Source organism: Desulfatiglans sp. (genome assembly GCA_012513605.1).
Taxonomy (GTDB): domain Bacteria; phylum Desulfobacterota; class DSM-4660; order Desulfatiglandales; family HGW-15; genus JAAZBV01.
The window spans coordinates 32,198-44,493 of the sequence record JAAZBV010000130.1 but is presented as its reverse complement, the minus strand read 5'-3'; the positions used below and the strand labels follow the sequence as shown (position 1 = coordinate 44,493).

The 12,296-nt window shown below is 46.2% G+C and carries 12 protein-coding genes; all 12 read right to left on the bottom strand.

What is annotated here, in order from left to right:
- Position 1: 1 nt before the first annotated feature.
- The 12 genes from GX654_17590 to GX654_17535 all read right to left on the bottom strand — a co-directional run bounded on the left by GX654_17590 (position 2) and on the right by GX654_17535 (position 12,164).
- Positions 2–415: an ATP-binding protein gene (locus GX654_17590; GenBank protein ID NLD38677.1), complete on the bottom strand. Its 414-nt coding sequence runs from the start codon at positions 413–415 to the stop codon at positions 2–4.
- Positions 416–452: 37 nt separating this feature from the next.
- Entirely contained in the window at positions 453–785 is a 333-nt protein-coding gene (locus GX654_17585) for an STAS domain-containing protein (GenBank protein NLD38676.1), read from the bottom strand.
- A gap of 118 nt (positions 786–903) precedes the next feature.
- Positions 904–1,953, bottom strand: coding sequence for a hypothetical protein (locus GX654_17580; protein NLD38675.1), 1,050 nt, complete (start codon positions 1,951–1,953; stop codon positions 904–906).
- Entirely contained in the window at positions 1,943–3,334 is a 1,392-nt protein-coding gene (locus tag GX654_17575) for an MATE family efflux transporter (protein ID NLD38674.1), read from the bottom strand. The genes GX654_17580 and GX654_17575 overlap by 11 nt, the downstream gene beginning before the upstream one ends.
- Positions 3,331–4,215, bottom strand: a complete 885-nt coding sequence (locus GX654_17570) for a xanthine dehydrogenase family protein subunit M (GenBank protein ID NLD38673.1) — start codon at positions 4,213–4,215, stop codon at positions 3,331–3,333. The genes GX654_17575 and GX654_17570 overlap by 4 nt, the downstream gene beginning before the upstream one ends.
- Positions 4,212–4,688 (bottom strand): (2Fe-2S)-binding protein, encoded by a 477-nt coding sequence (locus GX654_17565; protein ID NLD38672.1) that lies wholly within the window; start codon positions 4,686–4,688, stop codon positions 4,212–4,214. The genes GX654_17570 and GX654_17565 overlap by 4 nt, the downstream gene beginning before the upstream one ends.
- A complete protein-coding gene (locus GX654_17560) occupies positions 4,688–7,003 on the bottom strand; it encodes a xanthine dehydrogenase family protein (protein NLD38671.1) in 2,316 nt (771 codons plus the stop codon). The genes GX654_17565 and GX654_17560 overlap by 1 nt, the downstream gene beginning before the upstream one ends.
- A gap of 1 nt (position 7,004) precedes the next feature.
- Positions 7,005–8,120 carry a histidinol-phosphate transaminase gene (hisC, locus tag GX654_17555; protein NLD38670.1) on the bottom strand — a complete coding sequence of 372 codons (1,116 nt, stop codon included), beginning with the start codon at positions 8,118–8,120 and terminating at the stop codon, positions 7,005–7,007.
- Positions 8,117–9,448, bottom strand: coding sequence for a hypothetical protein (locus GX654_17550; GenBank protein NLD38669.1), 1,332 nt, complete (start codon positions 9,446–9,448; stop codon positions 8,117–8,119). The genes hisC and GX654_17550 overlap by 4 nt, the downstream gene beginning before the upstream one ends.
- Positions 9,449–9,559: 111 nt before the next feature.
- Entirely contained in the window at positions 9,560–11,176 is a 1,617-nt protein-coding gene (locus tag GX654_17545) for an acyl-CoA dehydrogenase (GenBank protein ID NLD38668.1), read from the bottom strand.
- Positions 11,177–11,325: 149 nt separating this feature from the next.
- Positions 11,326–11,733, bottom strand: coding sequence for a hemerythrin family protein (locus tag GX654_17540; protein ID NLD38667.1), 408 nt, complete (start codon positions 11,731–11,733; stop codon positions 11,326–11,328).
- A 56-nt stretch (positions 11,734–11,789) separates the two neighbouring features.
- Positions 11,790–12,164 (bottom strand): acyl-CoA thioesterase, encoded by a 375-nt coding sequence (locus tag GX654_17535; GenBank protein NLD38666.1) that lies wholly within the window; start codon positions 12,162–12,164, stop codon positions 11,790–11,792.
- Between the last annotated feature and the right edge of the window lie 132 nt (positions 12,165–12,296).

The window sequence follows — 12,296 nt, the reverse complement described above, 5'->3', positions numbered from 1 at the left end:
ATCATGCCTCCCTTTTAAGGGTCATGGTCAATATATTCTGATTATCGACCCTGTCGTATTTCACGTCATCCATCATTTTTTTTATAATAAATATTCCCAAACCACCGATTTCACGCTTCGATACACCCGCTTTTATATCCGGATCCTTCTGAGATAGAATGTCAAAGGGGATGCCGCTGTCCTTTATTCTTATGATCAGAGTATCTCCGTTTTCCATGTGGAGGGATATCTCTACTTTTCCGTCTGGATTATCCGGATAGGCGTAACTGCAAATGTTAACGACTGCTTCTTCAAGACACAGGGCTATTCTGTCTGTCTGCATCCTTTGAAAACCGTTTTTTCTCGCATATGCAGTGACAAATTCAGTAAATCTGCCCAGATTTTCCAGACCGGCCTGCAATATTATATTGCTCATAATCGATCGGACAGTCCTTTTGTAAATGGTGATTAAATCATATCTCCACGAGGGCCTTTTCCACGGATTCATGTATCGTCAGTATGGAGCTGAAACCGGATATTTCGAACACATCCCTTACCACATCCTTTAATGCCGTGAGGATTATAGTTCCGCCTTTACCTTTAAGTTTTTTTGATGCCGACAGGATACTCCTAAGACCAGCGCTGCTTATATAATCCAGCCCGGAAAAATCCACAATAATAGTGTTTCCCTTCTGCTGAATAATCTCTTCGATTTTTTTATCAAATTCCGCAGTGGTTATGGCGTCCATTCTTCCCTTTACAGTCATGATATCCGCCTTAACATCTTTCCTGTGCTCTATCTCCATTTTTACCCCCATACCGGATTTTTCTGTATAAGAATTTATAATCCATTCCTTACCTGCAATCAAATACAAATTTGAACCATTCGAGTTTAACCTATTTAAAAAGTATCATGCTGATTCCCTATTGTTCTTTTGACTGACGCGTCCGGTCCTCCCAGTCCCTTCGTACAAACCCGGTGATCTCTATTGCCCGTTCGGAATATATTTGCATCTCTTCCCAATATGGACGGTGTTTTGTCTTGAGCATAAGCAGTCCGTCCTCATTGAACCACCTTGGAAGGAGACCTCCAAAAAAATACCCTTTTCCTCTCAGAAGATTGATTGTCTCACCGATCCATGGTTCTGAAAGGTTAAGCCATACCTCAATCAGTGTAATTCCCTTGCTTTCAGCACTCTTTTCCTCCCTGAAAAATATTTCAGAAAAATCTTTGCCTGATTTACTGACAGTAAGCCTGGCAACCTGTGCGAAATCAAAAATCTGAGTATTTATGCAAGTAAAACCCTCTTCAGGAAAAGGCGCCTGGCTGACATACATGTCCCGCTCGTCATCCAGTCCTTCATAGATATATTCAAGCTCATTCCGGTACTGTGACGGAAGAAAGACCCTGTGAGGATGAGGTATCAGGGTCTTAAAATCAATAAAAGAGGAGACCCGCCCGGAAGCGCTTTTTTCAGCTATATAGGCGGATGCAGGCATAAGGTCCAGTTCAAGGGCCATGGTTATCCATCCAAGGTTGCTGGTCATTTTCTGAGAGAAGATGTGATTGCATACAGGCTCTCCGAATATCACCTCCACAGAGAATTTATTTGCGGATACATTCTGCGTGTGCGCTGTCATCCTGGTGAAGATACCCTTTCCACCACGGTAGTCACGGTGCACCACTCCAGCTCCAGCCTCATAGATCTTTTTAAATGGTGCGCTCTGATACAGTGCCACGTGTCCGACTATATCGCCCTTTGTGGTTCTGGCCACGGTTGAAATGGTGGTCCCTGCATGGTTTTCATCTGTTAATCTCTCTTTGTCGAGATAGGTCTTTACCGGGTATTCTTTTCCGTAGACAGACAGAAAAAGATTTACCACCCCTTCCGCATCTTCGGGTTTGAACAGGTCTATTTCCCATTCCTGCCCCGGTTCAATATAGTATTCTTTTTCATTTGATTTATTCATCATTTGCTCCTGTATGGTGTTGTGACATACGCGAACGGTCCAGAATATTTTCATTACGTAACAGTACCATAATCAATGCTGCGGACAGAAGCCCTCCCGCAACCATGGAGAGGGGATGACTCCAGTAGATACCTTTAACACCGCTCATGCCGTACAGCAGGGCCGCCAGGGGGATCCTCAGAAATATCTGCCTGAATATGGAAGTTACCAGAGAAAAGACCGGCCTTCTAAGGCCCTGGGCTGTGCCCATAAGGGTAAGTTCAAAGGGGAAAAATATGTAGGCTGTTGCAGAGGCCCTTAGGGCATAGGCCCCCCATTGCAGGACATCCTGCCCCGGGTTGAATAATCCTATGATCTCTTTTGAAAAATAGATAAACAGCAGTGAAAAAACCGCCATTCCGGATAATTCGATACAGAGTGATGTCTTTACAGCCGCAATGATACGTTCTTTATTACGTCTTCCGAAATTGAATCCGACAAATGGCACAAGGGAGTGACTTATTCCCATAAAGGGAAGAACTATCATCAGTTCCACCCTGCTCATAAGGTTCCATGCCCCTATTGCAGCCGCTCCTTCACGGGCAAGAAACCAGTTCATGGCCCCCACTGAAAAGGTTACTACAATCATGGAGAGGGTAATAACATAACCTATTCCCCATATACGCCTCCACTGCTTTATCATATCCCCGGTTTTTTTAACAACCGGAACCGAGTATCCGTATGTGATGAGTTTTCTTCTCAGATAATAAGCAGTAAATATCCACCCGATAAGAGATGCCAGAGATGCGCCTTCGACTCCCATGTTGGCACTAAAGATGAGAACCGGATCGAGTATAAGATTCAAAATGTTACCCAGTACCATGCCCTTCATGGGTGTAACGGAATCACCATGACTCATAAGTATGGACTCGCACAGCATGGCATACCCCATTACAGGAAAACTCAGTGAGAGCCAGAGGGCGTAATCGTGGACCGTTAAAAGCACTTCTCCCTTCGCCCCGAGAAGGGAAAATATGTATTTGCATGGACCGGGAAGAGTGAGAATAAGCAGAGGGCAGAGTATCAGCAGCATCAAAGGAAGAGATGCCTCGGCCAGAGAATCGGCCTTTTTCTCGTCACCCTCACCGCGCGCTGAGCTCATCAGGGTGGTAGTCCCCAGGCCTATTCCCCTTACCAGTGCGAGTGCCAGGTAAAAAACAGGAACAGAAAGAGAAAGGGCCGCAAGGGGTGTTGTGCCTACCCATGAAACAAACATGATATCCACAAGGCTGTACAGGTTCTGAAAAAAGAGGGATATCATTGTGGGAACAGCAAGCATAAACAGGGTGGAGGAAACCCTGCCTTTTCCCATGTCCAGCGGTTTAAGAAAAGGCAGGGATCTCATTTACCAGATACCTCTATATCATGTGAGCCATGAGAAAAATCTGAAGATGCCTGTAATAGTCTGAAAAGTATGTTTGCAGCAGCAGACCTGCGGTAACCGGCAGAGGCGCGAATATCATCTATGGGCTGAACATCCCTTCGAATAATGTCAGCCGCATCTTTGAGAACCTGCATGGTAAAAGGCCTGTCCTTTACCGCCTTCTCCGCCTCAGGGGAATAAAAAACAGTCGGCGCAACACTGCCCCAGGCAAAGTGCGCCTCTTTGATAATACTGTTTTCATCGATCTTCATGAGAGCGGCAAGGCTGACTATGGCTATGGAAAGCGCCTTTCTTCGGCCGATTTTTTCATAATGGTGTAAATTATAGGCCCCGCTCTTTTTCAGTACAACACCGGAAATGATCTCCTTTGGCCTGATATCTGTTTGTCCCGGCCCCTTTATAAGATCCTTTACGGGAACCAGCCTGAATGATTCACTGGTGACAAGTTTTATCTCAGCGCCCAGCACGTAAAGCGGCGCAAGGCTGTCACCGGCAGGTGATGCAGTGGCGATATTGCCCCCTATGGTGCCCATATTTCTTATATGAGGGGACCCCAGGACACTAAGGGCCTTTATGAGCAGGGGAAAGTGATTCCGCACAGGAGCGCTGGCAAGGATCTCGGAAAAGGTGGCGCAGGCCCCTATATTAACATGCCTAGCGTCTTCCTCTATCCCTCTCAGTTCTCCGATCCTTTCCAGGCAGGCTAATGGCCCGTGGCCGCATAATCCTTTGCGCCGTTTTACCAGAAAATCGGTCCCCCCGGCATAGATGGCGGTTTCAGGCTCATTTTCAAGGATCGGCCATAACTCATCAAGTGTTTCGGGTAACATCACCTTTGTCATCTTACTGCCTCATCATCGCTGTTTTCTGCTGCTGCATCTATGGCATCCACAATTTTCTGATAACCAGTACACCTGCACAGGTTTCCGCTTATTCCCTGCCGGATTTCATCCCTGGATGGGTGAGGGTTCTTTCTTAACAGGTCTGTTGCAGTAATAATCATCCCGGGTGTGCAGAACCCGCATTGAACTGCGCCGTGTTTTACGAATGCTTCCTGCAGGTGATTCATATCATCACCATGGGTGAGGCCCTCTATGGTTTCTACAATACACCCGTTAAGCTGCGGCGCGAGCATCAGGCACGAGAGCCTGGTGGTCCCGTTCACAAGAATCGAGCAGGCACCGCATTCTCCTGATCCGCATCCCTCCTTTGTACCGGTCAGTCCAAGGTCATCACGCAGCAGGTCTATAACCCTTCTGTCGGGTGGTACATTAACTGTGATTGGTCTGTTATTCAGTTGAAACTTTATATTCATCATGCATCTCCATTTCTTTTCGAAGATTCAATGGCTGTCAGTACCCTTTCGGAAGTCAGGGGCGACTGGAAGATTCTCTCACCCACAGCATCATAAACCGCGTTTGCTATGGCCGGAAGGGGGCCGTTTGTTGATATTTCACCGACACCCTTCAGCCCCAAGGGCCCGGTGCTCTCGGGTATTTCAACGGGAAGGGATACCATATCCGGAATGTCCAGGGATGTGGGGATTATGTAGGTGGAAAAATCAGCGGATCGAACCACCCCCTCATTTGAGAGGAATTCTTCGCTCAGGGCATATCCCATGGCCTGAGAAATTCCTCCCTGTATCTGCTGTTCATAGAGCTGGGGATTGATAATGCGTCCGCAGTCGGTAACAGCAAGATATTTCAAAACCTCAACCCCTCCTGTAAGCAGATCCACCTCTACAAATGCCAGATGGGCGGCATAGGAGAAAATGGCATGAGGTATACCGTGTAATCTCAGCATTTCATCACCGGTGGGTCTGTCTTCAGATACAGGCATTCGAAAACGGTGTGAAACGCATCTTTCAGAGTCAGAAAGAAATGAGGCAAGTTGGGCAAGGCCCAGTTCCCTTCCCGATGGGAGATGCCTGACACGCCCGGGCAGAATGGCCATCTCCTGTCCCGTCACCATAAGCATGTCTGCAGCCCGGACCAGAAGCCTTTCCCTGAAGATTTCACATGCCCCGATTAGTGCATTTCCAAAGGTATAGGTAGTCCGGCTTGCAGTGGCGGATCCTGACGGCAGGCTTTTGTCCGTGTCAGGCTGAAGCAGTTCAAACTGTTCTGCTCCCTGATTCAGCATCTCTCCTGCGATCTGTACATATGTGCTTGAATTACCCTGCCCCATATCCGTTACTCCAGAATATATGCGGATAATCCCATCTTTTAAGAGCTCTATCTTTGCATGAGCAACATCCGGGACAACCGGGCCGTAACCCATTCCCTGCATAACTGCCGCCAGGCCCACTCCGCGTTTTTTGAATAGAGAGGCGTTTGATTTCCAGGTTTTGCTTTGCCTGTACATGGGATCGCTTTTTATTCTTTCAAGGCAGTCTGAAATTCCAGTGCTCGTTACAATGGTCATGCCTGCCGAATTGATGTCCCCTTTTCTGACACAGTTGATCTCCCTGATCTTCAGGGGGGAGATACCTGTATCCGTTGACAGCATATCTATCATCTGCTCTACGGCAGCGGCAACCTGAGCCACACCAAAGGCGCGAAAGGCGCCGCCCAGGGGATTGTTTGTATAGACTGCCCTGGTCTTCAGGGATGTATTTGAAATCCGGTAGGGCCCTCCGGCATGTTCCAGGCCGAGAGCCATGACTGCCCCGCCAAGATGGTCATATGGCCCTGTGTCATAGGTGATTTCTGCCTCAAGGGCGTGAAGTGTCCCATCGGATTTTGCCCCAAGGCGATACTCAAGCATGGCCGAATGTCTCTTCGGACTGGCAAGAAAACTTTCTTCCCTGCTCCACCACATCTTTACAGGTCTGCCGGGGCATTTAAGTGCAGCAAGGCAGAGAAGGCTCTGAACGCTTATTCCGTCTTTTCCGCCAAAGGCGCCGCCGCAGAATGGCGCCTTTATTGCGACCCTTTCCATTTCAATGCCTGTAGCATGAGCTATTTCCATCCGGTCACGAAATGGTGTCTGAGTGGCCGCAGTAATATATACCCTGCCGTCATCCTTCATAATAGCCCATCCAGCCTCTGTCTCAAGGTATGCATGTTCCTGCATGGGCACGTAAAAACTGCCTTTAACAATATGATTGCATTCCTCAAAACCCCTGGTGATATTTCCCCTCTCAAGGGAACCCTTTAGAAGAAGGTTGCCGGTGGGGTTATCATCATGAATGATTACTGCTCCATCCTCAAGCGCACGTTCAGTGCTGAAGATTGCTTCAAGGGGTTCATAATCAACTGTTACAGAATCTATCCCCTGTTTGAGAGATTCAGGGCTTTCAGCAATTACAAGGGCAACTGCATCTCCGCAGTGCCTTACCCTGTCATCCGCCAGAACAGGCTGATCCTTCCTGATCACACCCTGCCTGTTTGATCCTGTAATGTCTTTGAATGTGAGCACTGCTATAACCCCTTCTGTTGAAAGGGCGCTTTCTGTGCTGATATTTCTGATACGGCCGTGGGGTATGCCGGCCCTTTTCACTCCTGCATAAAGCATATCGGATGAGTAGAAGTCAGAGGAGAACTTTTCCCTTCCCATAACCTTGCTGCAGGCGTCCTGGCGGGGAAAGGTAACACCTATTCGGGGTATAATGTTTTTCCTGTTGTCCATATTATTTTTCCCTGTTAATGACAGTGGAGAGCCTTTCTATAAATGCCTCGAGATATTCCATGTGTGAAACAGTCACTCGAATGTAATTCGGAAAACGAAAGCCTGTCATGGTGCGCACCATAATCCCGTGTTTCATCAATTTTCTATAGGCAAGGCTGTCACTCATGGGGAGCTTTACCATTATATAATTCCCTTCATTGCTCACAAATGGGAGTTTGAGTAGTGAAAGCTCCTTTTCGAGGAAATCCCTGCCCCTTTTTACCATCTCACGGGTTTTTTCTATATGGCCTGTATCCATAATGGCCGCACATGCCGCCTCCTGCGCAACCGTGTTTACGGAATAGACAACGCATGTCCTTCTTATTACATCCACAACTTCCCTGTCTCCGGCCAGGTAGCCTATTCTGAGTCCTGCAAGGCCGTACATCTTGGACATGGTCCTGAAGACAACCAGATTTGGGTATCTCTTGATAAGCTTTATTCCATCCGGAAAATCCTCTTTCTCAACAAACTCAAAGTAGGCCTCATCAATAACCACAATGCGGCTTCCGTTGATCCGGTCCATAAAGCGGGACAATTTGTCCAGAGACCAGTAGGTGCCGGTGGGATTATTAGGGTTGCAGATAAAGAGAATCTTTGTCCGCTCATCTACCATGGAGAGCATTTTTTCATCATCAAATTCGAAATTTATCAGGGGTGCTAGTCTTGCCTCGAATCCTGAAAATTCGGCAACCCATTCATAGACCGCAAAGGTCTTGTCTGCTGTTATGATATTGTCGCCTTCACGGCAGAAGGCCTTAATAACAAATGCTATTACTTCGTTTGCTCCGTTCCCCACAAGAAACTGATCCGGGTGCAGTCCGGTCAGATCGGCAAGTTTCTGCCGCAGGTAATAGACATCCCCGCTGGGGTATATGGATGCCTTTACGGGCGGAAAGCCGGAAATTATCCTTTGAGCCTCGATAGGCGGTCCGAGCGGGTTTTCATTGTTGTTCAGCCTGAAAATACGATTGCAGCCATAGAGTTTTTTAAGCTCGTCATCCGGTTTACTGGGGATATAGGCTTCGAAACGCCTTATGTAATCCGGAATAAGACGCTCCAGCGCAGAAAAGGTCATTCAGGGATACCCCCTCTTTGAAAGACAACTATATCGCCCTTTCCCCCATAGGGGAGAATCAGACGCGGAATAAAGCCTTCTGAAACCAGTGCGGGAGCGAAATAGGAGTGCCAGTAAATACCCAGGTCCATTTCAAAGAACAGATTGTTAACTGATTCTTTCATAAACAGCTGCAGATGATTCCTCAGGTTTTCCGCAATGTCCCTTCCCGCCTGCACCGGGTGCATTGTTGCGCTGTCACTGGATCTGTCAAAATCAACCGACAGGACAGAGAAAAGATTGTCGGATTCACCATCATACCTGACCAGCCTTATCTCCCGCGGCAGGAAAAGCCTATCGTATTCTAAACGAAGATAATGTTCAATTTCTGAAGGTGCCCATATGGAGGCTCCCAAATCCTCATTCAACTGTCTGTACCATGATGGAATTTCGCGGGTATTGCCACTGCTGTCAGCAATTTCAAGGGTTCCGAGCAGTTCAAAGTAATCTCCAGAAAATTCTTCCACCGGATAGCGGTTCAAAAGGCTGATTGCAGGTGTCTTTGCAACGGCCGCGATACAATCCTCCAGAAGACGGCCGGCAAGGCCCAAGCCGGGATTGTGATCAAAGACATAGGGTCCCCAGCATTCAACTGTTTTGCCCTCAGAATAGTGCCATATTATTCCGCCTCCTATATGTCCCTTTGAATCGGAAGCAATCATAGCGGCATATTCTCCGCCATTAACCATGTCGACCAGCTTGCCAGGATAGTGAAGGGCAGAGGGAAAGAATGCATCTCTATAGTGGTATTGAATATGCCTGCTTAAAAGTTTCAATTCCTCCGGGTTTGGGGTCCTTATTTCAAAATTATCAAGGTTGCCGACTGATGGTACCGGTTCTTCGGCCGAGTCTGGATATGCCTTTTCCTTTATCAGCAGCATTCTGTATTTTTTGTCCTCGCTGTAATTGACTCTAAGGCGGTCGACAAACCTGGAGGCTATGAGAAGCCCCATTTCCTCCATTTCAGTTTCGTCATCAGGGGATATGGCAGATGTAATATTGAATGCCCTTATGTTCAATTTCTCTGCTGAAAAAACAATCTCGATGGCTATATAATGACCCCTGCCTGAAAAAATAATTTCAATAACCTGATTTTCAAATGTTATTCCGCACAGGTAGGTAAAAATTTCTTCTATCGCAAGGGTTACGGCCATTGCTTCCCTGTTGTCCAGGCCCAGGGCGATGGCTGTTTTCTCTGCAAAGGAGATCGCCGGAGAAAGAAAAGCCTTCGAGGAGGGAAGTGTAATAGATGATCTGTTTTCCAGGTTGCCTTTGGATAGTTGTGACATAATAAAGCCTTTTGAGGGTTAACTGTTTGCTGACTTTACCATAATTACGATATAGTACGGAAGTATAAACTATAAAAGGGGCACTGAGTTTACAGTGCCCCTTTTTAGTTATTATTTTTTAAGCTCTTCTGCAACGAAATCCATGTCTTTGAGGGTGGCTTTCATAACTGAGGCCATGTTCATGGCTGAAAGTTTCTCTGAAAGCTCATCAACAGGTGTATCGCATCCCTGGCAGATTTTCAGCCCGTTTATGTAAACCTTTTCCACTGCTTCCCGCACAAAAAGTCTTGCCGCGGCCTTCATGTATTCAGGAGATTTATCTTTTCCGGCATAATTAGCAGCCTTTATGCAGATAGCCTTTGCAACCTCTGTCCATGTCATCATGTCCGCAAGCAGGAACATTACATACTGTGATTTGGTGAGTTTGTTCTTTCTTGCTGCAAGTATTACATCATTCGTGAGGTTTATGGAATTTGCCAGTGTCGGGCCGCAGGTATCTTCCGGGAGCATTGAGACTTTGTCGGCCATACTTTTATAGAAGTCGCCCTTTGAACGTACTGTTGCCTGAAGACGGAACATGGAGATAAGCCGCCTCTGGATCTCGCTTGTGCCTTCATAGATACAGCAGATCTTTATATCCCTTTTAATCTTTTCTACTTCATACTCCCTGATGTAGCCATATCCGCCAAGTGCCTGGATAGCATCATTGGCCATTGCATCACCGGCCTCGGTAGCAAAATATTTGGCGATTGATCCCTCTACCTGGAGATCCTTTTCATCTGTATCCAGCCTTGTTGCCACCTCTTCGATATATGCCCTGGCGGCCTCAAGCCTTACAGCATTCGGGACAAGAAGCCTGTGTGTATAACCCTCAATTTCAATTAAAGGGCTGCCGAACTGGACCCTGTCTTTGGCATATGCTATGGTCTTTTCAAGGGCTGCCATGCCGCCGCCAAGGCCGAATGTGGCCACCATGAGCCGGGTATAGCCGAAAACCTCGTTTGAAAGCTTGAGACCCTGGCCCTCAACACCACCTATCAGGTTTTCTTTTGGTATATAGAGATCTTCAAGTGTAAGAGGGCAGGTATCAGATGCCCTGATGCCATGTTTGTCTTCATGTTTTCCGGGGATTAAACCCTTGTCGCCTGCCTCTGCTATAAAGAATGTGGGGCCGCCGGGTGTTTCTGCCAGTATGGTGTATATCTGCGCTACACCGCCGTTTGTGATAAACTGTTTCTGGCCATTTAGTATGTAACCTTTTATCTCACCCTTTTCATCAAGCACCCTCTCGGCCTTTGTTTTGAGGGCCTGAACATTGCTGCCTGCATCGGGTTCTGTTACGCCGTAAGCTACAATAAGCCCCTCTTCTGCTATACGGCCTATATATTTTGCCTTTTGCTCAGGCGTTGATCCAACCCTTATGGGGTCTGTGCCAAGGCATATTGCCAAGAATGATGTGGCAATCGCAAGGTCCATTTTGGCGAGCCTCTCTGAGACAATAGCTATATCCATAGCCCCTGCGCCGAGTCCGCCATATTCTGCGGGGATAAAGATAAGATGCAGGGCTACCTCCGGGCTCAGCATAAAATTTATCAGCTCTTTAGGAAATTCACCCTCCTTATCCATCTCAAGCTTTGTTTCAAGGGTAATCTTCTCTTTTTCAAGTTTATTTATGGTGTCAAGCACCATGGAAAGCATTTCTGGGTCCATTCTAGTCTCATCGGACATTAATAATCCTCCTTGGTATAAAAAAATTCCCGGGGTGACTGTTTTATCACTCCGGGGAAAATATTGGGGCACATTAGCAAAAAAACAATGATGCTGTCAATCCTCTGGAAAGAAATGAAAATATGTAATTTAGCCTCTGCTGAAAGAGATTATTTCAAACCATTTTCGATAAAAAAATCCGAATAGGCCATGTCCACCTTCTTTATATGGTTTATGAGCCAGCCCTTTAAAAACTCCATTATCTCCATAGATAACATTATCCTGTTTCTGGCAAAATCATCCTTGAAGGCAGCAACCCTGTTTATAAAATCCTTGTGCTCTTTTTTATGTGCAGTAGCTTTTAAATAACCGAACTTATCAAAATACCTTTCCTCAGTCTGAAAATGGTTAAGTGCATAATTAACAAGCTCGTCTATTATTCCTCCCAGGGCCTCATTTGCTTTTCGCTCCTTCATGGCATCATGAAGTGTGTTAATGAGCCCGACAAGTTTTTTATGCTGATTATCTATTTCAGAAACCTTTACACTTAGGCTCTCTTCCCAATTTATAAGCGGCATTCTTTTCCTCCATTAAAGGTTAGATTTATCTGAAGATAAAAATGCATATGGCCTTATTATAAAGCAAATATGTCTTTAAATTCATCAGGTATATGGGGCCTTCCCTGAGAATTAACAGCCACCCCGATTACCTTGCCGTATAATACAGGTTTTTTATCAGGGAGCAGGTATATATCCTGAAAAAATGCAAATTTTATCCTGGATTCCTTTTTTATATCCACTGTGACAAGAAATCTGTCTCCGCTGGTGAGGGGGTGTTTATAGTCCAGCTCTATTCTTATTACCACCAGGTTTATGCGTTTTTCAGCATACATTTTAAAATCAATACCAATTGACCTGAGGTATTCATGCCGTGCGTGTTCAAGGTAGTTCTGGTAAACAGAGTTATTAACAATCCCCTGCATGTCACATTCATAATCCCTTACGTTCATCTCAATAGAGAAGGTTTCAGATTCCAATTTATTCAGCTCCGGTAACTAAAATATGCATGATATTAATCCATTTTATTGTTTTTAGGTAATAATTTTTTATGCTGATTATTTTATTTTTTGTCAAACTGTGAG

Bases quoted from the DNA above. Each gene is read 5' to 3' on its own strand.
- GX654_17565 (NLD38672.1), bottom strand. From the start codon at position 4,688: ATGAATATAAAGTTTCAACTGAATAACAGACCAATCACAGTTAATGTA.
- GX654_17550 (NLD38669.1), bottom strand. From the start codon at position 9,448: ATGTCACAACTATCCAAAGGCAACCTGGAAAACAGATCATCTATTACA.
- GX654_17575 (NLD38674.1), bottom strand. From the start codon at position 3,334: ATGAGATCCCTGCCTTTTCTTAAACCGCTGGACATGGGAAAAGGCAGG.
- GX654_17535 (NLD38666.1), bottom strand. From the start codon at position 12,164: ATGAACGTAAGGGATTATGAATGTGACATGCAGGGGATTGTTAATAAC.
- GX654_17540 (NLD38667.1), bottom strand. From the start codon at position 11,733: ATGCCGCTTATAAATTGGGAAGAGAGCCTAAGTGTAAAGGTTTCTGAA.
- hisC (NLD38670.1), bottom strand. From the start codon at position 8,120: ATGACCTTTTCTGCGCTGGAGCGTCTTATTCCGGATTACATAAGGCGT.
- GX654_17580 (NLD38675.1), bottom strand. From the start codon at position 1,953: ATGATGAATAAATCAAATGAAAAAGAATACTATATTGAACCGGGGCAG.
- GX654_17560 (NLD38671.1), bottom strand. From the start codon at position 7,003: ATGGACAACAGGAAAAACATTATACCCCGAATAGGTGTTACCTTTCCC.
- GX654_17545 (NLD38668.1), bottom strand. From the start codon at position 11,176: ATGTCCGATGAGACTAGAATGGACCCAGAAATGCTTTCCATGGTGCTT.
- GX654_17585 (NLD38676.1), bottom strand. From the start codon at position 785: ATGGAGATAGAGCACAGGAAAGATGTTAAGGCGGATATCATGACTGTA.
- GX654_17590 (NLD38677.1), bottom strand. From the start codon at position 415: ATGAGCAATATAATATTGCAGGCCGGTCTGGAAAATCTGGGCAGATTT.
- GX654_17570 (NLD38673.1), bottom strand. From the start codon at position 4,215: ATGACAAAGGTGATGTTACCCGAAACACTTGATGAGTTATGGCCGATC.